26 protein-coding genes are annotated in these 21,057 nt (G+C 73.8%); 6 read left to right on the top strand and 20 right to left on the bottom strand.

Annotation, left to right across the window (positions count from 1 at the left end; translation table 11 throughout):
- Positions 1 to 37 precede the first annotated feature (37 nt).
- The 9 genes from trpA to hisI form a co-directional block, all read right to left on the bottom strand.
- Positions 38 to 853 (bottom strand): tryptophan synthase subunit alpha, encoded by an 816-nt coding sequence (gene trpA / locus ACIRNI_RS11270; RefSeq protein ID WP_403550421.1) that lies wholly within the window; start codon positions 851 to 853, stop codon positions 38 to 40.
- Positions 850 to 2,160: a tryptophan synthase subunit beta gene (gene trpB, locus ACIRNI_RS11265; protein ID WP_355358344.1), complete on the bottom strand. Its 1,311-nt coding sequence runs from the start codon at positions 2,158 to 2,160 to the stop codon at positions 850 to 852. The genes trpA and trpB overlap by 4 nt, the downstream gene beginning before the upstream one ends.
- A gap of 141 nt (positions 2,161 to 2,301) precedes the next feature.
- Positions 2,302 to 2,544, bottom strand: a complete 243-nt coding sequence (gene trpM, locus ACIRNI_RS11260; protein ID WP_403550419.1) for a tryptophan biosynthesis modulator TrpM — start codon at positions 2,542 to 2,544, stop codon at positions 2,302 to 2,304.
- Positions 2,545 to 2,731: 187 nt separating this feature from the next.
- Positions 2,732 to 3,541: an indole-3-glycerol phosphate synthase TrpC gene (gene trpC, locus ACIRNI_RS11255; RefSeq protein ID WP_403550417.1), complete on the bottom strand. Its 810-nt coding sequence runs from the start codon at positions 3,539 to 3,541 to the stop codon at positions 2,732 to 2,734.
- Positions 3,542 to 3,655: 114 nt separating this feature from the next.
- Positions 3,656 to 4,150, bottom strand: coding sequence for a DUF2752 domain-containing protein (locus ACIRNI_RS11250; protein ID WP_403550852.1), 495 nt, complete (start codon positions 4,148 to 4,150; stop codon positions 3,656 to 3,658).
- Between the two features lie 95 nt (positions 4,151 to 4,245).
- Complete coding sequence (locus ACIRNI_RS11245; RefSeq protein ID WP_403550415.1) at positions 4,246 to 4,518, bottom strand: HGxxPAAW family protein; 273 nt, start codon at positions 4,516 to 4,518, stop codon at positions 4,246 to 4,248.
- Between the two features lie 96 nt (positions 4,519 to 4,614).
- Positions 4,615 to 5,271: a TIGR02234 family membrane protein gene (locus tag ACIRNI_RS11240; protein ID WP_403550413.1), complete on the bottom strand. Its 657-nt coding sequence runs from the start codon at positions 5,269 to 5,271 to the stop codon at positions 4,615 to 4,617.
- A 14-nt stretch (positions 5,272 to 5,285) separates the two neighbouring features.
- The gene (locus ACIRNI_RS11235) at positions 5,286 to 6,773 is read right to left on the bottom strand and encodes an anthranilate synthase component I (protein ID WP_403550411.1); all 1,488 of its coding nucleotides are present in this window, start codon (positions 6,771 to 6,773) and stop codon (positions 5,286 to 5,288) included.
- An 11-nt stretch (positions 6,774 to 6,784) separates the two neighbouring features.
- Positions 6,785 to 7,135: a phosphoribosyl-AMP cyclohydrolase gene (gene hisI / locus ACIRNI_RS11230; RefSeq protein WP_355358359.1), complete on the bottom strand. Its 351-nt coding sequence runs from the start codon at positions 7,133 to 7,135 to the stop codon at positions 6,785 to 6,787.
- Positions 7,136 to 7,219: 84 nt separating this feature from the next.
- Here hisI and ACIRNI_RS11225 point away from each other — a divergent pair, with 84 nt between their 5' ends.
- Both ACIRNI_RS11225 and ACIRNI_RS11220 read left to right on the top strand, forming a co-directional pair.
- On the top strand, positions 7,220 to 7,855 hold the full coding sequence (locus tag ACIRNI_RS11225) for a TIGR03085 family metal-binding protein (protein WP_403550409.1): 636 nt from the start codon (positions 7,220 to 7,222) through the stop codon (positions 7,853 to 7,855).
- A 101-nt stretch (positions 7,856 to 7,956) separates the two neighbouring features.
- Positions 7,957 to 8,343, top strand: coding sequence for a VOC family protein (locus tag ACIRNI_RS11220; RefSeq protein WP_403550407.1), 387 nt, complete (start codon positions 7,957 to 7,959; stop codon positions 8,341 to 8,343).
- A gap of 33 nt (positions 8,344 to 8,376) precedes the next feature.
- On the opposite strand, the gene hisF is transcribed toward ACIRNI_RS11220, so the two are convergent.
- The 8 genes from hisF to hisD are packed head-to-tail and all read right to left on the bottom strand — an operon-like array spanning position 8,377 to position 14,170.
- Entirely contained in the window at positions 8,377 to 9,132 is a 756-nt protein-coding gene (gene hisF / locus ACIRNI_RS11215; protein WP_403550404.1) for an imidazole glycerol phosphate synthase subunit HisF, read from the bottom strand.
- The gene (locus ACIRNI_RS11210; protein ID WP_403550402.1) at positions 9,129 to 9,557 is read right to left on the bottom strand and encodes a RidA family protein; all 429 of its coding nucleotides are present in this window, start codon (positions 9,555 to 9,557) and stop codon (positions 9,129 to 9,131) included. Before ACIRNI_RS11210 ends, hisF begins: the two co-directional genes overlap by 4 nt.
- Positions 9,554 to 10,288, bottom strand: coding sequence for a bifunctional 1-(5-phosphoribosyl)-5-((5-phosphoribosylamino)methylideneamino)imidazole-4-carboxamide isomerase/phosphoribosylanthranilate isomerase PriA (gene priA, locus ACIRNI_RS11205; RefSeq protein ID WP_403550400.1), 735 nt, complete (start codon positions 10,286 to 10,288; stop codon positions 9,554 to 9,556). The genes ACIRNI_RS11210 and priA overlap by 4 nt, the downstream gene beginning before the upstream one ends.
- A gap of 46 nt (positions 10,289 to 10,334) precedes the next feature.
- On the bottom strand, positions 10,335 to 10,973 hold the full coding sequence (hisH, locus tag ACIRNI_RS11200) for an imidazole glycerol phosphate synthase subunit HisH (protein WP_403550398.1): 639 nt from the start codon (positions 10,971 to 10,973) through the stop codon (positions 10,335 to 10,337).
- A complete protein-coding gene (locus tag ACIRNI_RS11195; RefSeq protein WP_355358377.1) occupies positions 10,970 to 11,137 on the bottom strand; it encodes a hypothetical protein in 168 nt (55 codons plus the stop codon). Before ACIRNI_RS11195 ends, hisH begins: the two co-directional genes overlap by 4 nt.
- Positions 11,134 to 11,727 carry an imidazoleglycerol-phosphate dehydratase HisB gene (gene hisB / locus ACIRNI_RS11190; protein ID WP_030492957.1) on the bottom strand — a complete coding sequence of 198 codons (594 nt, stop codon included), beginning with the start codon at positions 11,725 to 11,727 and terminating at the stop codon, positions 11,134 to 11,136. Before hisB ends, ACIRNI_RS11195 begins: the two co-directional genes overlap by 4 nt.
- Complete coding sequence (locus tag ACIRNI_RS11185; protein ID WP_403550396.1) at positions 11,724 to 12,851, bottom strand: histidinol-phosphate transaminase; 1,128 nt, start codon at positions 12,849 to 12,851, stop codon at positions 11,724 to 11,726. Before ACIRNI_RS11185 ends, hisB begins: the two co-directional genes overlap by 4 nt.
- Entirely contained in the window at positions 12,848 to 14,170 is a 1,323-nt protein-coding gene (gene hisD / locus ACIRNI_RS11180; protein WP_403550394.1) for a histidinol dehydrogenase, read from the bottom strand. The genes ACIRNI_RS11185 and hisD overlap by 4 nt, the downstream gene beginning before the upstream one ends.
- A gap of 159 nt (positions 14,171 to 14,329) precedes the next feature.
- Here hisD and ACIRNI_RS11175 point away from each other — a divergent pair, with 159 nt between their 5' ends.
- The 4 genes from ACIRNI_RS11175 to ybaK all read left to right on the top strand — a co-directional run bounded on the left by ACIRNI_RS11175 (position 14,330) and on the right by ybaK (position 18,411).
- On the top strand, positions 14,330 to 15,937 hold the full coding sequence (locus ACIRNI_RS11175; RefSeq protein WP_403550392.1) for an oxidoreductase: 1,608 nt from the start codon (positions 14,330 to 14,332) through the stop codon (positions 15,935 to 15,937).
- Between the two features lie 161 nt (positions 15,938 to 16,098).
- Positions 16,099 to 17,139, top strand: a complete 1,041-nt coding sequence (locus tag ACIRNI_RS11170) for a hypothetical protein (protein ID WP_403550390.1) — start codon at positions 16,099 to 16,101, stop codon at positions 17,137 to 17,139.
- Positions 17,140 to 17,144: 5 nt separating this feature from the next.
- A complete protein-coding gene (locus tag ACIRNI_RS11165) occupies positions 17,145 to 17,885 on the top strand; it encodes an LON peptidase substrate-binding domain-containing protein (protein WP_403550388.1) in 741 nt (246 codons plus the stop codon).
- A gap of 28 nt (positions 17,886 to 17,913) precedes the next feature.
- Entirely contained in the window at positions 17,914 to 18,411 is a 498-nt protein-coding gene (ybaK, locus tag ACIRNI_RS11160; RefSeq protein ID WP_403550386.1) for a Cys-tRNA(Pro) deacylase, read from the top strand.
- Between the two features lie 24 nt (positions 18,412 to 18,435).
- Here ybaK and ACIRNI_RS11155 read toward each other — a convergent pair whose 3' ends face one another.
- Genes ACIRNI_RS11155 through ACIRNI_RS11145 form a run of 3 tightly spaced genes read right to left on the bottom strand, consistent with a single transcriptional unit; the run spans position 18,436 to position 21,038 of the window.
- Positions 18,436 to 19,155, bottom strand: coding sequence for a DUF2567 domain-containing protein (locus tag ACIRNI_RS11155; RefSeq protein WP_403550384.1), 720 nt, complete (start codon positions 19,153 to 19,155; stop codon positions 18,436 to 18,438).
- A gap of 34 nt (positions 19,156 to 19,189) precedes the next feature.
- Entirely contained in the window at positions 19,190 to 20,053 is an 864-nt protein-coding gene (locus ACIRNI_RS11150) for an ABC transporter permease (RefSeq protein ID WP_403550382.1), read from the bottom strand.
- 13 nt (positions 20,054 to 20,066) lie between these two features.
- Positions 20,067 to 21,038, bottom strand: a complete 972-nt coding sequence (locus ACIRNI_RS11145) for an ABC transporter ATP-binding protein (protein ID WP_403550850.1) — start codon at positions 21,036 to 21,038, stop codon at positions 20,067 to 20,069.
- Positions 21,039 to 21,057: the final 19 nt, after the last annotated feature.

The following is a 21,057-nucleotide window of genomic DNA, read 5'->3' as shown; positions in this document are numbered from 1 at the left end:
CGGGCGCGCCTCCCCGGTCCAGATCCACCCGTACGAGCTACGAAACCTGCCGCACTCCTCGCGCGAGTTCGCCCGCCAGTTCCCGTACGGCGGCGATGCCCGCGGCGTGGTCCTCGGCGTCGAGCATCCGCTTGACGAAGGCGGAGCCGACGATGACGCCGTCGGCGAAGGTGGCGACCTCGGCGGCCTGTTCGGCGTTGGAGACGCCGAGGCCGACGCAGACCGGCAGCTCGGTGGTGGCGCGGGTGCGCCGCACCAGGTCGGCGGCCTGGGCGCCGACCGACTCGCGGGTGCCGGTGACGCCCATCAGGGAGGCGGCGTACACGAAGCCGCTCCCCGCGCGCGTGATGGTGGCGAGCCGCTCGTCCTTGCTGCTCGGCGCGACGACGAAGACGGTGGCGAGGCCGTGCTTCTCGGCGTGCTCGCGCCACAGCGCGGACTCCTGGACGGGCAGGTCGGGCAGGATGCAGCCGGCGCCGCCCGCCTCGGCCAGCTCGGCGGTGAAGCGCTCGACGCCGTACCGGTCGATGGGGTTCCAGTACGTCATCACGAGGACCGGCTTGCCGGTGGCCCGGTGGGCCTCGCGGACCGTGCGCATCACGTCGGCGATCTTCACGCCGCCGCGCAGCGCGATGTCGTCGGCGGTCTGGATGACCGGGCCGTCCAGGACCGGGTCGCTGTGCGGCAGTCCGACCTCGACGATGTCGGCGCCCCCGTCGAGGACGGCCTTGACGGCCTCGATGCCACCGTCGACGGTGGGGAAGCCGGCCGGGAGGTAGGCGATGAGGGCGGCGCGCTTCTCCGCCCTGGCCTGCTCCAGGGTGTCCTGAAGCAGCTGGATGTTCCCGCTCACTTGGTCTCCCCCTGGGTGTCGCGCTGGATCTCGGCGGCGCCGTTCTCGGCGGAGGCGTCGGCCTCGACCACGGCGGGCGGCTCGGCGTCGTACAGTCCGAAATAGCGGGCGGCGGTGTCCATGTCCTTGTCGCCACGGCCGGAGAGGTTGACGACGATCAGGCCGTCCTCGCCGAGTTCGCGCCCGACCTCCAGGGCACCGGCCAGCGCGTGCGCCGACTCGATGGCCGGGATGATGCCCTCCGTACGGGACAGCAGGCGCAGGGCCTGCATCGCCGCGTCGTCGGTCACCGCGCGGTACTCGCCGCGCCCGCTGTCCTTGAGGTACGCGTGCTCCGGGCCGATGCCCGGGTAGTCCAGGCCGGCCGAGATGGAGTACGGCTCGGTGATCTGGCCCTCCTCGTCCTGGAGGACGTAGGAGCGCGAGCCGTGCAGGATGCCGGGCTCGCCCGCGGTGAGGGTGGCGGCGTGCTCGCCGGTCTCCACGCCGTGTCCGGCGGGCTCGCAGCCCACCAGCCGGACGGACGCGTCCGGGATGAACGCGTGGAACAGGCCGATGGCGTTGGAGCCGCCGCCGACGCAGGCGATCGCCGCGTCGGGCAGCCGGCCCGCCCGCTCCAGGATCTGGCGGCGGGCCTCGACGCCGATGACGCGGTGGAAGTCGCGCACCATGGCGGGGAAGGGGTGCGGGCCGGCGACCGTGCCGAAGAGGTAGTGCGTGTGGTCGACGTTGGCGACCCAGTCGCGGAACGCCTCGTTGATGGCGTCCTTCAGGGTGCGGCTGCCGGACTTCACGGGGATGACCTCGGCGCCGAGCATGCGCATCCGGGCGACGTTCAGCGCCTGGCGCTGGGTGTCGATCTCGCCCATGTAGATGGTGCACTCGAGGCCGAAGAGGGCGCAGGCGGTGGCGGTGGCGACACCGTGCTGGCCGGCGCCGGTCTCGGCGATGACGCGCGTCTTGCCCATGCGCTTGGTGAGCAGGGCCTGGCCCAGCACGTTGTTGATCTTGTGCGAGCCGGTGTGGTTGAGGTCCTCCCGCTTGAGGAAGACCCGCGCGCCGCCGGCGTGCCGGGCGAACCGGGGCACCTCGGTGAGGGCGCTGGGACGGCCGGTGTAGTTCATCAGCAGGTCGTCGAGCTCGGCCGCGAAGGCGGGGTCGGCCTTGGCCTTCTCGTACTCGACGGCGACCTCGTCGACCGCGGCGACGAGCGCCTCGGGGATGAACTTGCCGCCGTAGGCACCGAAGTAGCCCTCGGTGCTCGGGACGTGACCCTGGGGGTCGGGAATGAAGAACTCGCTGGGCATGCGACTGCTCCTCACGGGGGCGGGAACGCCCCCGGATGTCTCGTGGGACGGTGGTCACGGTGTGCGCCGACGCCACCGCTCCCCGCCCGTCGCACGGACACCCCGGGACACCCCGGTGAGGGGGCGCGAGGGGGCTGTGGGCTAGCGGTGGTGGAGGCGCGCGGTGCGCGCGCGCCATCGCATGCCGTTGACCTGGCCGGGCTCGTCGCCGATGACGTAGCGGACGCGGCGCCCGTGCACCCGCCGGGCCGGGGCCCGGCAGCCACGCGGACGGCAGCCGCGGGCGAGCCGGGCGTACGCGTCGGGAAGGGCGTACGGGCCGGTCGCGAGGCCCGTCGCGTACGGGTGGCGGGGCCGGTCGGCCGCCGCGGATCCGACGCCCACGCCCGTGCCCACGCACGCGCGGGTGACGGCGGTGGCGGAAGCCGTGTGAGAAGGCGCCTGAGAAGGCGAGGGAGGAGCCGTGCGACCGGCCGGCCGCGCGCACGCCTCGTCGGCCGCCGGCACCCGGCGCGAGGGCGCGGGGTGCGGGGTCGGCGCGAGGGCGCGGGCGGCGGCGGTCACGGCAGGGTCAGCCCCGTCCGTGCCGCAGGGCGGGGTGGGCGCCGGCGGCGACCAGGTCGGCCACCGCGGCCTTGGGGTCGCGGCCGGTGACGAGCGACTCGCCGACGAGGACGGCGTCGGCCCCCGCGTTGGCGTACGCGATCAGGTCGTGCGGGCCGCGGATGCCGGACTCGGCGACCTTGACGATCCCGGCCGGGATCTCGGGGGCGACCCGCTCGAAGGTGGCGCGGTCGACCTTGAGGGTCTTGAGGTTGCGCGCGTTCACGCCGATGACGCGGGCGCCCGCGGCGACGGCCCGGTCGACCTCCTCCTCGTCGTGGACCTCGACGAGCGGGGTGAGGCCGATGGTCTCGGCCCGCTCGATGAGGGACTCCAGCGCGGGCTGGTCGAGGGCCGCGACGATCAGCAGGGCGAGGTCGGCGCCGTACGCCCGCGCCTCCCACAGCTGGTAGGCGGTGACGATGAAGTCCTTGCGCAGGACGGGGATGTCGACCCGGGCGCGGACGGCTTCCAGGTCGGCGAGGGAGCCGCCGAAGCGGCGCTGTTCGGTCAGGACGGAGATGACGGCGGCGCCGCCCGCTTCGTAGTCCGCGGCGAGTCCGGCCGGGTCGGCGATCGCGGCGAGCGCTCCCTTGGACGGGCTGGAGCGCTTGACCTCGCAGATGACCTTGACGCCGTCGCCGCGGAGCGCGGCCGCGCCGTCCTTGGCCTGGGGCGCCTTCGCCGCCCGCTCCTTGAGCTCGTCGAGGGAGACCCGCGCCTGCCGCTCCGCGAGGTCGGCGCGTACGCCCTCGATGATCTCGTCGAGCACACTCACGCGAGAGGCCCCCTTCCGGAGGGTGATGTTGGAGCCGGATCAGTCACCTCGATGGTATCCGCCGACGGCGACAGTGTGCGCACCCGGTGGTGCGCACCGTCCTGGCCTGCGGCTTCACGGAGCGAGCGCGGAGCCGAACGGCAGGTTTCGGACGACGGCGAAGAGAACCAGGAGCGCGCCGAAGGACCAGACCCACAGCGGTCCGACGTCGATCCGTACCGGCAGCGCGCGCACGGCCCGTACGAGCCAGACGGCCATCAGCACGGCGAAGACGGCGTATCCGGCGACGGCGAGGGCGTTGGCCCCGAGGGCGGTGGCCAGGTCGCCGTGGACGAAGGCGTGGGCGCTGCGCAGGCCCCCGCAGCCGGGGCAGTAGAGGCCGGTGAACCGCAGCAGGGGGCAGACCGGGTAGTGCCCGGGCTCGTTGGGGTCGACGGCGCCCACGTACGCGAAGGCCGCGGCGACCGCGGCCAGCGTGCCGACGGGCGCAGCGAGGCGCCGGGCGAGCGGGGGCGGGGGCGGGGGCGGAATCGAGCCGTGCGGGCCCGGGGTGTGCGGGCCCGGGGCATGCGGCGGTACCGGGGCGTGCGGGGCGGGGCTGCTCGGCATGGCGTCGTCCACCCGGGGATTGTCTCCGGTCATACGGAAAGGCGCAGCCCGGCCGTGCCGGACCGCGCCCCGTGTCGCCGGTGCGCCCGAACGGGTCAGGAGCGGCCCGCGTGCGCGGTCTCGGGCGTGTGGTCGGCGCGGGCGGCCTCCTCGCGGGCGCGCTCCAGCTCCGGAGCCGGCTTCTGGCCGAGGCCGGCGGCCTTCATGGCAGCACCGACGACACCGCCGAGCAGGATGACGCCGATACCCGCCCAGAAGCCCACCGGGTTGGCCGCCACCATGAAAGCACCGGCGACGCAGAAGCCGGCGAAGGAGATGATGACACCGGTCCAGGCGGCCGGGGTGTGTCCGTGGTCGCTGCCCGCCATGAATTGCTCCTCGTTGATGTTGCTCTGTTACGGCCCCGCCGAGTGCGGACGCTCGCGGTCATTGTCCCGCACGCGCGCGTGCGGGGTGATCCGGGGTCACCCTCGGGTGGGGTCCTCGCCGCGGTCGAGGGCCTTCCACAGCTCCTCGGGGCGGTCCGGGTCCGCGGGCCGCCGCTCCGCGCGCGCCCGGGGGGCGCCGTCGCGTTCGTACCGACCGGACATGGCGGGCCAGGTCCGGCCGTACCGCAGGGCCAGCAGGCCGGCCAGCAGGATCAGCAGGCCGCCGGCCGCCGCGACGTACGGCCAGGGGGTGTGCGTGAGGGCCTCCACGCGGGCCGCGGTGTCCCCGGTGGTGCGCGCCGCCTGCTCGTCCAGCGCGGCGCTGTCGGAGGCGCCCAGGTACGCGGCGGCCGCCGCTCCGGCGCCGCTCAGCGTGAGCAGCAGCGAGACCAGGAGCCGGCCGGCCCTGCGGACCGCGAAGACGGCCACCAGGGCCGCCAGGCCGACGATGGCGAGCGCGGTGGGTACGCCGGTGACGTCGCCGCCCGCGGCGTCGAGCGGGGCCGTGCCGCCGCCGACCGCGACGACGCCCTCCGCCCAGGTCTGCCCGGAGGCGAGCAGGACGACGGCCGCTCCGACGGCGCCGAGGAACAGGGCCGCGGCGAGACTGCGACGGCCGCGGGTGGCGGCCGTCGTCTCGTCCGCGCGCGTGGCACGGGGCTGGGGTACGGATGCGGCACTCACGTACTCCACTATCCCTTACACCGTCATGCGTGGTTCATCCGGTTGGCGGTGTGTACGGCGCGGAGCACGGCGGCCGCCTTGTTGCGGCACTCGGTGTCCTCGGCGACCGGGTCGGAGTCGGCGACGACACCGGCGCCGGCCTGGACGTACGCCGTGCCGTCGCGCAGCAGGGCCGTACGGATGGCGATGGCGGTGTCGGAGTCGCCGGCGAAGTCCAGGTAGCCGACGCAGCCCCCGTACAGTCCGCGCCGGGAGGGCTCCAGCTCCTCGATGATCTGCATGGCGCGGGGCTTGGGCGCGCCGGACAGGGTCCCGGCGGGGAAGCAGGCGGTCAGCACGTCGAAGGCGGTGCGGCCCTCGGCGACGCGGCCGGTGACGGTGGAGACGATGTGCATGACGTGCGAGTACCGCTCGATCGACATGAAGTCGACGACCTCGACGGAGCCCGGTTCGCACACCCGGCCCAGGTCGTTGCGGCCGAGGTCGACGAGCATGAGGTGCTCGGCGCGCTCCTTGGGGTCGGCGATGAGCTCCTCGGCGAGCGCCTGGTCCTCCTGCAGGGTCGCCCCGCGCGGGCGCGTCCCGGCGATGGGGTGCACCATCGCACGGCCGTCCTCGACTTTGACCAGTGCTTCGGGGCTGGACCCGACGACGTCGAAGCCGTCGAAGCGGAAGAGGTACATGTACGGGGAGGGGTTGGTCGCCCGCAGCACCCGGTAGACGTCCAGGGCGCTCGCCGTGCACGGCGTCTCGAACCGCTGCGAGGGCACCACCTGGAAGGCCTCGCCCGCGCGGATGCGCTCCTTGATGTCCTCGACGGCGTCCTGGTAGGCCTTTCCGCCCCACAGGGCGGTGTACGGCGGCAGTTCGGAGGGCGGCAGGGAGGCGGGCTCCGTCGCCAGCGGCTCGGCGAGGTCGGCGGCCATGGCGTCGAGGCGGGCGACGGCGTCCGCGTACGCCTCGTCGACGCCGGTGTCGAGGTCGTTGTGGTTGATCGCGTTGGCGATCAGCAGGACGGTGCCGTCCCAGTGGTCGAGGACGGCGAGGTCCGAGGTGAGCAGCATGGTGAGCTCGGGCAGCCGCAGGTCGTCGCGGCCGTGCTCGCCGATGCGCTCCAGGCGGCGCACGGTGTCGTAGCCGAGGTAGCCGACCATGCCGCCGGTGAAGGGCGGGAGCCCGGCGGCGAGGTCGCGCGGAGTGTGCAGTGCCTCGACGGTGGCGCGCAGCGCCTCCAGCGGGTCCCCGTCGAGGGGGACGCCGACGGGCGGGGTGCCGAGCCAGTGGGCCTGTCCGTCGCGCGCGGTGAGGGTGGCGGCGCTGCGGACGCCGATGAAGGAGTACCGCGACCAGGAGCGGCCGTTCTCGGCGGACTCCAGGAGGAAGGTCCCGGGGCGCTCGGCGGCGAGCTTGCGGTAGAGCCCGACCGGGGTGTCGCCGTCCACGAGGAGGCGGCGGCTGACGGGGATGACGCGGCGGTCGGCCGCCAGCTTGCGGAAGGTCTCGAGATCCATGGCGGCAGGCCCTATTCGGCGAGGGGGAGGACGTCGGCGTCGAAGCAGGTGCGGGCCCCGGTGTGGCAGGCGGCGCCCACCTGGTCGACCTTGACCAGGACGGTGTCGGCGTCGCAGTCCAGGGCGACGGACTTGACGTGCTGGACGTGACCGGAGGTGTCGCCCTTGACCCAGTACTCGCGGCGGCTGCGGGACCAGTAGGTGCAGCGGCCGGTGGTGAGGGTGCGGTGCAGGGCCTCGTCGTCCATCCAGCCGAGCATGAGCACCTCGCCGGTGTCGTACTGCTGGGCGATGGCCGGGACCAGCCCGTCGGGGCTGCGCTTGAGACGGGCGGCGATGGCCGGGTCAAGGTTGCTGGTCATGTCGCCATTGTGCCGTGGTCCCGGGGCCTGCCCGGGGGTACGTCCACTGGGCGGACCGGGCCGTGCCGCCGTACGCTGGCGCCCATGTCGACCCATGCCAAGCGTGAACGCCTTCTGCTCGCCGACCTGTTGGAAGCGGCTGGTCCGGATGCCCTGACCCTGTGCGAGGGGTGGAAGACCCGGGACCTGGCGGCCCACGTGGTGGTGCGCGAGCGCCGCCCCGACGCCGCGGCGGGGATTCTGATCGGGCCGCTGCGCGCCCGCCTGGAGCAGGTGCAGGCGGAGTACGCCTCGAAGCCGTACGACGAGCTGATCCAGCTGATCCGTACGGGACCACCGCGGATGTCCCCGTACGCGATCAAGCAGGTCGACGAGGGCGCCAACACGGTCGAGTTCTACGTCCACGCCGAGGACGTGCGGCGGGCGCAGCCGGACTGGACGCCGCGCGAGGTGGACCCGGTCTTCGCGGACGCGCTGTGGTCGCGCCTGGAGAAGGGGGCGCGCATGCTGTGCCGCAAGGTGCCGGTGGGTCTGGTGCTGCGCCGCCCGAACGGCCAGACGACGGTGGGGCGCCGGGGCACCCCGGTGGTCACGGTGACCGGGGAGCCGGGCGAGCTGACGATGTTCGCGTTCGGCCGCCAGGACGCGGCGCGCGTGGAGGTTGAGGGCGACAAGCAGGCCGTGGAGCGGCTGCACGGGGCCAAGCAGCTGGGCCTTTGACGGCTCTGACCTGCGGCGACGGCACGCGACCGGCCATTGTCAGTGGTGGCGGGCATCATCGGACGTACGCAGCTCATCCCGGCGGACCCCGGAGGCGGACGATGATCAGGATCGCGATGACCAGCGTGTACGTCGACGACGAGGCGAAGGCGCACGCCTTCTACACCGGCGTGCTCGGCTTCGAGACGAGAACGGACCTGGACCTGGGCGGGGCGCGCTTCATCACGGTCGCCGCGCCCGGCCAGGACGTGGAGCTGTTGCTGGAGCCCGGGGACAGCCCGATGGCGGAGCAGTACCGGAAGGGGCTGCGCGAGGCCGGGCTGCCGTGTCTGGTGCTCTCGGTGGACGACCTGCGGGCGGAGCACGAGCGCCTGAGCGAGCTGGGTGTGCGGTTCACCCAGGCGCCCACCGAGCAGGGCCCGGTGGTGACGGCCGTGCTGGACGACACCGTCGGCAACCTCATACAGCTGGCCCAGCGGACGGCCTGAGCCGTCCGCCGGGCTCCGCCCACCGTTGCCACGTCAGCGGACCGGGTGGCCGGCCTCGCGCAGAGTGTCCTTGACCTGGGAGATCCGCAGGTCGCCGAAGTGGAACACCGACGCCGCCAGCACCGCGTCCGCGCCCGCGTCGACGGCGGGCGGGAAGTCGGCGAGCTTGCCGGCGCCGCCGGAGGCGATCACCGGGACCGTGACGTGCTTGCGCACGGCGGCGATCATCTCGGTGTCGTAGCCGTCCTTGGTGCCGTCCGCGTCCATCGAGTTGAGCAGGATCTCGCCCGCGCCCAGCTCGGCGGCCCGGTGGGCCCACTCGACGGCGTCGATGCCGGTGCCGCGGCGGCCGCCGTGCGTGGTGACCTCGAAGGTGCCCTGGGGGGTGCGGCGGGCGTCGACGGACAGGACCAGCACCTGGCGGCCGAAGCGCTCGGCGATCTCCTGGATCAGCTCCGGGCGGGCGATGGCCGCGGTGTTGACGCCGACCTTGTCGGCACCGGCGCGCAGCAGCTTGTCGACGTCGTCGGCGCTGCGGACGCCGCCGCCGACGGTCAGCGGGATGAAGACCTGCTCGGCGGTGCGGCGCACCACGTCGTAGGTGGTCTCCCGGTTGCCGGACGACGCGGTGATGTCGAGGAAGGTCAGCTCGTCGGCGCCCTCGGCGTCGTACAGCTTGGCCATCTCGACGGGGTCGCCCGCGTCGCGCAGGTTCTGGAAGTTGACGCCCTTGACGACCCGGCCGTTGTCGACGTCCAGGCAGGGGATGACTCGGACCGCGAGGGTCATGAGGGCTGCGCTCCTCGCTCTGTTCCTCGGTACGCCTCGACCTCGACCTCGACGACCAGGCTCGGGTCGACGAACCCTTGGACGATGATCATCGATGCGGCGGGGCGGACGGCGTCGAACAGCTCCTTGTGCGCGCGGCCCACCTCCTCCACATCGCGGGCGTGGGTGATGTACATGCGCGTGCGGACGACGTCCGCCACGCCCAGGTCCAGCTGCTTCAGCGCGCTCAGGGCGACGTTGAAGGAGTTGACCGCCTGCTCGTACGGGCCGCCTGCGGCGATCTCGCCGTCGACGACGGAGGTGCAGCCGGAGACCAGGACCAGGCCGTTCGGCAGCTCCACGGCGCGGGAGTAGCCGAACTGGTCCTCCCAGGGCGCGCCGGTGACGACCTTGCGCACGGAGCCGCTGCGTGCGGAATCGGTCATTCGGCCACCGCCGCGACGGCCGCGAGGGCCTCCTCCAGGGTGAACGCCTTGGCGTACAGCGCCTTGCCGACGATCGCGCCCTCGACGCCCTCGGGGACGAGCGCGGCGATGGCGCGCAGGTCGTCCAGCGAGGAGACGCCGCCGGAGGCGACGACCGGCTTGTCGGTGGCGGCGCAGACGTTGCGCAGCAGCTCCAGGTTGGGGCCCTGGAGGGTGCCGTCCTTGGCGATGTCGGTGACCACGTAACGGGAGCAGCCCTCGGAGTCGAGGCGGGCCAGCGTCTCGTACAGGTCGCCGCCGTCGCGGGTCCAGCCGCGGCCGCGCAGCGTCGTGCCGCGGACGTCCAGGCCGACCGCGATCTTGTCGCCGTGCTCGGCGATGACCTTGGCGACCCACTCGGGGGTCTCCAGGGCGGCGGTGCCCAGGTTGACCCGGGTGCAGCCGGTGGCGAGCGCGGCGGCGAGCGAGGCGTCGTCGCGGATGCCGCCGGAGAGCTCCACCTTGATGTCCATGGCCTGGGCCACCTCGGCGATCAGCTGCCGGTTGTCACCGGTGCCGAAGGCGGCGTCGAGGTCGACGAGATGGAGCCACTCGGCGCCCGCCCGCTGCCAGGTCAGGGCCGCCTCCAGGGGAGAGCCGTACGACGTCTCCGTGCCGGACTCGCCATGGACGAGCCGTACGGCCTGGCCGTCCCGGACGTCGACGGCGGGGAGGAGTTCGAGCTTGCTCATCTCAGCGGGTCCTAGATCCTTCGGAGGGGGCAGAAAGGCGGGGGGGTCAGAAGGTGCTGAGCCAGTTGGTCAGCAGCTGGGCGCCGGCGTCGCCGGACTTCTCGGGGTGGAACTGCGTCGCCCACAGCGCGCCGTTCTCGACGGCCGCCACGAACCGCTCGCCGTGCGTGGACCAGGTGACCCGGGGCGCGCGCATCGCGGGGTTCGTGATCTCCAGGTCCCAGTCGTGCACGGCGTAGGAGTGCACGAAGTAGAACCGGGCGTCGGCGTCGAGGCCGGCGAAGAGCTCGCTGTCCTCGGGCGCGTCGACGGTGTTCCAGCCCATGTGGGGCACGATCGGGGCCTGGAGCGGGCCGACCGTGCCGGGCCACTCGTCGAGGCCCTCGGTCTCCACGCCGTGCTCGATGCCGCGCGCGAAGAGGATCTGCATGCCGACGCAGATGCCCATCACGGGGCGGCCGCCGGAGAGCCGGCGCTCCACGATCCAGTCGCCGCGGGCCTCCTTGAGCCCCGTCATACAGGCGGCGAAGGCGCCCACGCCGGGGACGAGCAGCCCGTCGGCGTTCATGGCCCTGTCGTAGTCGCGGGTGATCTCGACGTCGGCGCCGACGCGGGCGAGGGCCCGCTCGGCGGAGCGGACGTTGCCGAACCCGTAGTCGAAGACCACGACCTTGCGTGCAGTCATTCCCAGATCCCCTGAATCCGCAGGACGCCGGCGACCAGGCACATCACCGAGGCGATGGCCAGCAGGACGATGAGCCCCTTGGGCATCTTCTGCTTGGCGAAGGAGTACACGCCGCCGGCCAGGAAGAGGCCGACGACGATGAGGATGGTCGAAAGACCCGTCACAGCGCGCCCTTCGTGGAGGGCAGGATCCCGGCGGCGCGCGGGTCCCGCTCGGAGGCGTAGCGCAGGGCGCGGGCGAGCGCCTTGAACTGGCACTCCACGATGTGGTGGGCGTTGCGGCCGTACGGCACGTGGACGTGGAGCGCGATCTGGGCCTGCGCGACGAACGACTCCAGAATGTGCCGGGTCATGGTCGTGTCGTACGAGCCGATCATCGGCGCCATGTTCTCCGGCTCCGTGTGCACCAGGTAGGGGCGGCCGGACAGGTCGACCGTCACCTGGGCGAGGGACTCGTCCAGGGGCACCGTGCAGTTGCCGAAGCGGTAGATGCCCACCTTGTCGCCGAGCGCCTGCTTGAAGGCGGCGCCGAGCGCGAGGGCGGTGTCCTCGATGGTGTGGTGCGAGTCGATGTGGAGGTCGCCGTCGGTCTTGACGGTGAGGTCGAACAGACCGTGGCGGCCGAGCTGGTCGAGCATGTGGTCGTAGAAGCCGACGCCGGTCGACACGTCGACCTTTCCGGTCCCGTCGAGGTCTATCTCGACGACGACGGACGTCTCCTTGGTGGTGCGCTCGACCCGTCCTACGCGGCTCATGAACTCTGCTCCTTCTTCAGTGCGCGAACCGCATCCAGGAACGCGTCGTTCTCTTCGGGGGTGCCGGCGGTGACCCGCAGCCACCCCGGTACGCCGTTGTCACGGACCAGGACGCCCCGGTCGAGGATCCGCTGCCAGACCGCATGGGCGCCGCCCTCGCCGGTGAACCGTCCGAACTGGACGAAGTTGGCGTCGGACTCGGTGACCTCGTACCCGATGGCGCGCAGCTCGGCGACGAGCCGGTCGCGCTCGGCCTTGAGCTGCTCGACGTACCCCAGCAGCGTATCGGTGTGCTCCAGGGCGGCGAGCGCCGTGGCCTGGGTGACGGCCGACAGGTGGTACGGCAGGCGTACGAGCTGGACGGCGTCGACCACGGCCGGGTGTGCGGCCAGGTAGCCCAGGCGCAGTCCGGCGGCGCCGAACGCCTTGGACATGGTCCGGGAGACCACCAGGTTGGGCCGGCCCTCGATGAGCGGCAGCAGCGAGGGGTGGTGGCTGAACTCCACGTACGCCTCGTCGACGACCACCAGCGACGGCTTGGCGGCCTGCGCGGCCTCGTACAGCGCCAGCACGGTTTCGGTGTCGACGGCGGTGCCCGTGGGGTTGTTGGGCGTGGTGATGAAGACGACGTCGGGGCGGTGCCGGGCGATGGCGGCCTGGGCGGCGTCCACGTCGATGGTGAAGTCGTCGTTGCGCGGCCCGGAGATCCAGCCCGTCCCGGTCCCGCGTGAGATCAGGCCGTGCATGGAGTACGAGGGCTCGAAGCCGATCGCGAGGCGGCCGGGCCCGGCGAAGGTCTGGAGCAGCTGCTGGATGACCTCGTTGGAGCCGTTGGCGGCCCAGACGTTGGCGAGGCCGACGTCGTGTCCGGTGGTACGCGTGAGATAGGCGGCGAGGGCCGTACGGAGCTCGACGGCGTCCCGGTCGGGGTAGCGGTTGAGCGTACGGGCCGCCTCCCGGACGCGCTCGGCGATGCGCTCGACGAGCGGCTCGGGCAGCGGGTACGGGTTCTCGTTGGTGTTGAGGCGTACGGGCACGTCCAGCTGGGGCGCGCCGTACGGGGACTTGCCACGCAGCTCGTCGCGGATGGGCAGGTCGTCGATGCCGATGTTCTCGCCGGTCACTGCTGCGGCACCTTCCATCCGAACCGGGCCTTGACGGCCGCGCCGTGCGCGGGCAGGTCCTCCGCCTCGGCGAGGGTCACCACGTGGTGGGCGACCTCGGCGAGCGCGTCGCGGGTGTAGTCCACGATGTGGATGCCGCGCAGGAAGGACTGGACGGACAGGCCCGAGGAGTGGCAGGCGCAGCCGCCGGTGGGCAGCACGTGGTTGGAGCCCGCGCAGTAGTCGCCGAGCGAGACCGGCGCCCACGGGCCGACGAAGATCGCACCCGCGTTGCGGACGCGGTCCGCGACGGCGGCGGCGTCGGCGGTCTGGATCTCCAGGTGCTCGGCGCCGTACGCGTCGACCACGCGCAGGCCCTCCTCCAGGCCGTCGACCAGCACGATCGCGGACTGGCGGCCGCGCAGGGCGGGCAGGATCCGGTCCTCGACGTGCCGGGTGGCCGCGACCTGCGGCTCCAGCTCCTTCTCGACGGCCTCGGCGAGGTCGACGGAGTCGGTGACGAGGACGGCGGCGGCGAGCGGGTCGTGCTCGGCCTGGCTGATCAGGTCGGAGGCGATGTGCACCGGGTCGGCGGTGTCGTCGGCGAGGACGGCGATCTCGGTCGGGCCGGCCTCGGTGTCGATGCCGATCCGGCCGGTGAAGTACCGCTTGGCGGCGGCGACCCAGATGTTGCCGGGGCCGGTGACCATGTTGGCGGGGGCGCAGGACTCGGTGCCGTAGGCGAACATGGCGACGGCCTGGGCGCCGCCCACGGCGTACACCTCGTCGACGCCGAGGAGGGCGCAGGCGGCGAGGATCGTCGGGTGCGGCAGGCCGCCGTGCTCGCGCTGCGGCGGGGAGGCGAGGGCGATGGACTCGACGCCCGCTTCCTGCGCCGGTACGGCGTTCATGATCACGGACGAGGGGTAGACGGAGCGGCCGCCCGGCGCGTACAGCCCGACGCGCTCGACCGGAACCCACTTCTCGGTCACGGTGCCGCCGGGCACGACCTGGGTGGTGTGCGGGCTGCGGCGCTGCTCGCGGTGGACGATCCGGGCGCGGCGGATCGACTCCTCCAGACCGGCGCGGACGGCCGGGTCCAGCTCCTCCAGCGCGCGCGTGAGCGCGGCGGCCGGGACGCGGACCTGGTCGAGGACCACACCGTCGAACTTCTCCGCGTAGTCGATCAGCGCCGCGTCCCCGCGATGATGCACGGCCTCGCAGATCGGCCGCACCTTCTCCAGGGCGGCTTCCACGTCGAACTCGGCACGGGGCAGCAGGTCGCGCAGGGCGCCACCCTTCGGGAGGGCGTCGCCACGCAGATCGATTCGTGAGATCACAGGTCAATTCTCTCAGACGGCGTCGCACGGCCGGACGTCCGTATCACTGGCTGATACACGCCGCACTGGCGTCTTGTCGTCACACCTGACCGTTAGCGTTCGGTCCGTCACACAGAGGGAAGAACAACCGTACGAACAGGGGAAGCGGAGGGGGCGGCAGTGACCGAGCCGCACGACGACGACGTACCGGGCGACCTCAGCCCGAGCGAGCTGGGCATGTGGCAGGCGTTCCGGATCGGCGCGACGTACGACCTGTCCGTGGGCAACGCGGTGCTGGACGATCCGTTCTCGCCGCGCGCCTGGCCGCCCGAGCGCAGCGTACGCGCCCGGGTGGTCGCGCTGCTGCTCCTGGACGGGCCGCCGGCGCTGGCGGGGCGGGTGTCGGCGCTGAAGCTGCGCGGGGTGCAGATCACCGGGACGCTGGACCTGGCGGGCGGCACGGTCTCCCCGTACGTGGAGCTGCACGGCTGCCGGTTCGAGAACGAGGTGGTGCTGCCGGAGTGCCGGTTCGGCACGCTGCGCATGGTCGGGTGCGCGATACCGAGGCTGGAGGCGGCCCGGCTGCACACGGAGGGCGATCTGCACCTGCCGCGCTGCCGGGTGGAGCGCGGCATCCGGCTCACGGACGCCCAGATCGGCACGGACCTGCTGATCAACCAGATCCATGTCCGGCCGGACCGGAGCGGGCGGGCGATCGTCGCGGACGGCATGTCGGTCGCGCAGGACCTCCAGGCGGAGCTGATCGAGACGTACGGCGAGCTCTCGCTGCGCGGCGCGAAGATCGGCGTGTCGCTGAACCTGCGGGGCAGCAGGCTGCGCGGCGCGGAGGGCCGGCGGGCGCTGAACGCACCGCAGCTGAGCGTGGAGCGCACGCTCTACATGACGTACGCCTGGGTGAGCGACACGGGGAACGTGGCGGGGACGACGCCGCCGGGCGGGCTGGCCAACTTCAACACGCCGATGCGCGGCGCCCGTATACAGCCGTTCGAGTGCCGGGGCGGGGTGCGGCTGGACGACGGGCGTTTCGGGGACGCGGTCGACTTCCACCACGCGCGCTTCCTGCTGTCGTCGGAGCGGAAGGAGGAGCTGTCGCTGCGCCGGATCGTCACCCCGGAGCTGCGGTTCAACCCCGAGCGCCCGGAGGAGGGCCGGGTCGTGCTGAACGGCGCGAAGGTCGTCACGCTGATCGACCTGTCCACCAGCTGGCCGGGGCCGGGCGGGCTGGCGATGGGCGGTTTCGTGTACGAGAACCTCGTGCCGTACGGGCACTTCCCGCTCACCCGGCGCCTGGAGTGGGTGGCGGCGGCGACCCCCGAGTACGCGCCGGAGCCGTACGAACGGCTCGCGGCGGTGCTGCGCAACAGCGGGGAGGACGCGGACGCCCGCGAGGTGCTGCTGGCCAAGCAACGCAGACGGCGCGAGACCCTGCCGCTGGCGGCGAAGCTGTGGGGGTACCTCCAGGACTGGACGGTGGCGTACGGGTACCGGCCGGGCCGGGCGGCGCTGTGGATGGCGGTGCTGTGGGCGGCGGGGGCGCTGGCCTTCGCGCAGTGCGACCCCGCCGCCATCAAGAGGGACGAGCACCCGGAGTGGAACGCCCCGCTGTACGCGCTGGACCTGCTGCTTCCGGTGATCAACCTCGGGCAGGACGGGTACTGGCGCCTGCAGGGCATATGGCAGTGGGCGTCGGCCGTGCTGATCCTCCTGGGGTGGGTGCTCGCGACGACGGTCGCGGCGGGTGCCTCGCGGCTGCTGCGGCGGAGCTGAACGGCTCTTCGCAATCCGCACCGGCATGCGAACGACGGGGCCCGATCCGCCGCCGGGACACCGCTTTCTTTACGGTCTCTTGACATTCGGCGGTGCAACCATTCCGCCGCTACCAAAGCTTCACAGCAGGCCCCTGGCGCGGTCCCCACCTGCGTTTTTCAATGGTCCGCACCATGTCATTGCTCCGTGCCCTGCTCAGCACCGCCCGCGAGGGACGGCGCGGCCCGCAGACCGCCGACGGGCTGGCGCCGGACCACGCGGTGCTGCTCGACGCGCCGGACGAGCGGCTCGGCCCGGCGCTGGTCGCCGCCGCCCTCGGTGACCACACGCCGGCGGCCGCACTGCTGGCCGCCACCCGCGAGGCCGCCGAGTGGGAGAGCCGCGACCGGTACGTGGTGCGGCTGGCCGCGTTCGCGCGCAGCCGCGACGAGTGGCTGGCCGGCTGGCTGGCGCGCGCACCGCACGACCCGGACGCGCTCCTGGTCCACGCCGAGCTCGCGGTCCGCAGGGCGTGGGCGTCCCCGGCGCGCGCCGAGCGGTTGCGGGAGCTCGGGCCGCTGATCGGCGCGGCGGCCGAGGCGGCGCCGCGCGACCCGGTGCCGTGGCGACTGGCGCTGGACCACGCGCGCGGCATCCACGCCACGCACACGGCGTTCGAGTCGCTGTGGGAGCAGGCCGTGCGCCGCTCCGCGCACCACTACGGCTGCCATGTCGCCGCGCTCACGTACCTGTCGGTCCAGCGGCGCGGCGCGCACCGCGAGTGCTTCCACTTCGCCGAGCAGGCCGCGGCCGACGCGCTGCCCGGCTCGCTGATAAGAGCGCTGCCGGTGCGGGCGGCGTTCACGCAGCTGACGGCCGGCGGCGCCGGTTCCGTACAGGCGGACCGGATCGACGCGGCGGCGGACCTGGCGATCGAGCTGTCCGCCCGGTACGAGGCGGGCGACCCGTGGCCGGCGGAGGTGCGCAACGTCCTCGCGTACGTGCTGGTCGGGCGGGCCCGGTGGGCGGCGGCGCTGGAGCAGTTCCGGCTCATCGGGCCGCACGCGACGTCGTTTCCGTGGTCCTCGGCCGGGGAGGATCCGCTGGGCCGGTTCCTCGACGCGCGCGCCGGTGTGCGCCGCGAAGTGGCGCGCGGGGGACGCGCGGCCGTCCCGCTGCGCGGACGGGCCGGTCGGGGCCGCACGGGCGGCCATTACGCTTAGCCGCTGTGACCACCGCTCGCCTGCCTCTCTTTCCGCTGAACGCGGTGCTGTTCCCCGGCCTCGTGCTGCCGCTCAACGTCTTCGAGGAGCGTTATCGCGCCATGATGCGCGAGCTGCTGAAGACCGACGAGGACGAACCGCGCCGCTTCGCCGTCGTCGCCATCCGCGACGGGCGCGAGGTCGCGCCGACCGCGCACGGCCTGCCCGACCAGACCGCGCTGCCGGAGAAGGGGCCCGCCGCCGGCTTCGGCGCGGACCCGATCCAGGCGTTCCACCGGGTCGGCTGCATCGCGGACGCGGCGACGATCCGGGAGCGGGCGGACGGCAGCTTCGAAGTGCTCGCGACCGGTACGAAGCGGGTGAAGCTGCTGTCGGTCGACGCGAGCGGGCCGTTCCTCACGGCCGAGCTGGAGGAGCTGGAGGAGGTGCGCGGCGAGGGCGCCGGCGCGCTCGCCGAGGGCGTACTGCGCGCCTTCCGCGCGTACCAGAAGCGGCTCGCCGGGGCGCGCGAGCGGTCGCTGGCGACGGGTGTGGAGCTGCCCGACGAGCCGTCGGTCGTCTCGTACCTGGTCGCCGCGGCGGCGGTGCTGGACACCCCCGCCAAGCAGCGGCTGCTCCAGGCGCCCGACACGGCGACCCGGCTGCGGGAGGAACTGCGCCTGCTCCGCGCGGAGACGGCGGTCCTGCGCCACCTGCCGTCGCTGCCGGCGGTGGACCTGACCCGCACCCCGACGAGCCCCAACTGACGCGAGACCGACGCGAGGAGCACCGCAGGTGGCGAAGAAGTCGAAGAAGCAGGCGGGAGGCACCCCGGCGACGGTGGCGCTCACCGCCGCGGGCACGCCGTTCACGGTGCACGCGTACGACCACGACCCGGCGTCCCCGTCGTACGGCGAGGAGGCCGCCGAGGCGCTCGGCGTGTCGCCGGAGCGCGTCTTCAAGACGCTGGTCGCCGACGTGGACGGGGAGCTGACGGTCGCGGTGGTGCCCGTGGCCGGGCAGCTCGACCTCAAGGCCCTCGCGGCGGCGGTGGGCGGCAAGCGCGCGGCGATGGCCGACCCCGCGGCGGCCGAACGCACCACGGGCTACGTCCGCGGCGGCATCTCCCCGCTGGGCCAGCGCAAGCGGCTGCGTACGGTCCTGGACGCCTCGGCCTCCGCGCACGCCACGATCTGCGTCTCGGCGGGCCGCCGCGGCCTGGAGGTGGAGCTGGCGCCCTCGGACCTCGCCGCCCTCACGGACGCGGTCCTCGCACCCATCGGCCGCGGGTAGCGGCAGGCCGCGCGGGCCTCCGCGTCAGGGCGCGGCGTCCTTGGGGGGTGTGGGGCCGTAGGCGCCGTCCCACCCCGAGGAGGGGTACGGGTCCGGGTACGGGTAGAGGTCCGGGTCGGGGTCCCGGGGCATGAAGAGGGCCGCCAGGGCCAGGTGGACGAGCATGGCGGCGACGGGCCACGCCAGCAGCGCCCCGTGCGCGTTGAGCTCCAGCGGCGCGTCGAACGTGACGCCCGGGCCCACCGCGCGGGCGTGCGCCACCACGTCGTGCGTGGGGCCCAGGAGCGTACCGACGCCCCAGCCGAGCAGGGAGCCCAGCAGGCCTCCCAGGGCGAGACCGGCGACGACCGCGATGCCGCCGTGCCGGCGCGTGAACCAGAACACCACCGCCGCGCTCAGCGCACCGAAACCCAGCCCGAGCAGCGTGAACGTGCCGTCGGCGCCGACCGCGCCCTCGCCCTCCGTGTCCTTGACGAAGACCGCCTTGCCGTCCGAGACCAGCCCGATCCGCGGCGCCAGCCACAGCCACAGCAGCCCCAGCGCCACGCCCGCGAGCATCACGCAGGCCGTCACCAGCGCCCCCTGCCGTACTTCGGCGGCCATGTCCGGCGCGCCGTCCGCCCGCTGCGTCCGCTCGGCGCGCTTGGTGGCGGCGGAGGGGTACGGCGGCGGCCAGGCGGGGTCCTGCGGCGACGGCTGGTGAGGCGGCGTGGGAGGCGTAGGAGGCGTCAACGGTGCGGTCACCCTGCCATCGTGCCAGGCGCCCGCCGGGGCCGCCTCATCGGACCGCCGCCCGCCGGTACGCCCACGTCGCGGCGGTCAGCGACAGCACGCCGACCACCGCGCAGACCGCCAGGTCCACCGCGACCGCCGCCCAGTCGGGACGGGCGTCGAACGTACGGGCGAGCGCCTCCACCCCGTACGTGGACGGCAGCAGGTCCCGCGCCCACCCGATCGGCTCCGGCAGCCGGGCGGCCGGCAGCACGCCCAGCAGCAGGGCCGCCGACATCCCGAGCTGGCCCAGCAGCGTGGCGAGTTCCTGCCGCGGCGCGAGCAGCCCGAGCGCCGCGCCGAGCCCGGCGAGCGCGGCCCCGGCGAGCGGCACGACCGCCGCCAGGATCCACAGATGGGTCAGGGGCAGCTGGAACAGCACGGAGCCGACCACCGCGGTCACCACCGTCCCGGGCACGGTGAAGGAGGCGTACGCCCCGGCCGCGCCCAGCACCACCGCGGCGGGCGGCACCGGCAACGTGGCGTAGTGGTCGAGCCCGCCGCTCGCCCGCAGCTGCCCGAAGTACTGGGCGAGCAGGTTCAGCGCGACGAAGGCCACCACGAGGACCGACGACCCGGCGACCACGGCCCGCGCCTCGGCGCCGCCGTCGACGACACCGCGCATCAGGACCATGATCCCGACGGACTGGAAGGTCGCCACGAAGAGGAGGGGGATGCGGGCCACCCGGGCCCGCGACAGCTGCGCGCGGTAGACGGCGCCGAGCGCGGGCAGCAGCCGCGCCCGCGGCGCGAGCGGCGCGGGCGCGGCGGGCGCCTCGGCGTCGCCCGGTACGGGGTCGGCGACCGGGGCCGGGCCGACCGCGCCGGGGGATCCCGGCGACAGGGCGGGCCGTGCGGGCACGATGCTCACGTGATGCTCCTGTTCATGCCTTGACCAGCCCCTTCGCCTCGCCGCCCAGCGCCAGGTACACGTCCTCCAGGCTCGGCGTGGCGAGTGTGAAGTCGTCGAGCGCCGAGAAGGCCGCGCCGCCCGTCACCGCCGCGACCGCCGCCCGCGCCTCGTCCGGCGCCAGCCGCAGCACCCACCGGCGCCCGGACTCCTGCGCGGACGCGCGCAGCGCGGCGACCTCGGGCACGTCGAGCGGCGCCCGTTCGCGCCACACCAGCTCCACCCGTACGTCACCGGCCACGCGCTCCTTGAGCCCGGCGGGGGTGTCGCAGGCGATGACCCGGCCGCGTTCCAGGACGGCGACCCGGTCCAGTACGGTCTCGGCCTCGATGACGTTGTGGGTGACCAGGACGACGGTGGTCCCGTGCTCGGCGCGGCGCCGGTCGACGGCGGCCCACACGGCGCGCCGCGCGACCGGGTCCATGCCGGTGGTCGGCTCGTCGAGGATCAGCAGGGGCCGCCGCCCGACGAGCGCGGTGGCGAAGCAGGCGAGCCGCCGCTGGCCGCCGGAGAGCCGCTTGAGGGGCCGCCCGGCGAGCTCCGTCAGGCCCAGCTCGTCGAGCACGGCGTCCCGCTCGCTGCGCGCGTCCCGCGCCGCGAGGCCGCGCAGCCGCCCGGTCGTCTCGGCGGCGAGCGCGACGGTCAGCTCGTCGAGCGCGGTGGACTCCTGCCCCAGGTAGCCGATCAGGCGCGAGGCCCGCTCCGGGTGGCGTACGAGGTCGTGGCCGAGCACGTCGACGGTGCCGGAGTCGGGGCGCATCAGCCCGGTCAGCTGGCGCACGAGCGTGGACTTGCCGGCGCCGTTCGGGCCGAGCAGGCCGAAGATCTCGCCGCTGTGGACCGCCATCGTGATCCCGTCGGTGGCGCGCACCTCGGGCGTCGCGGGGGCCCCTCGTCGGGCGCGCGCGGCGGGGTACGTCTTGACCAGGTCCCGCACCACGCACACCGTACTCACGAGGGATGAG

The organism is Streptomyces sp. NPDC093546 (assembly GCF_044765045.1).
Lineage (GTDB): Bacteria > Actinomycetota > Actinomycetes > Streptomycetales > Streptomycetaceae > Streptomyces.
This window is presented reverse-complemented; position numbering and strand designations above follow the sequence as displayed.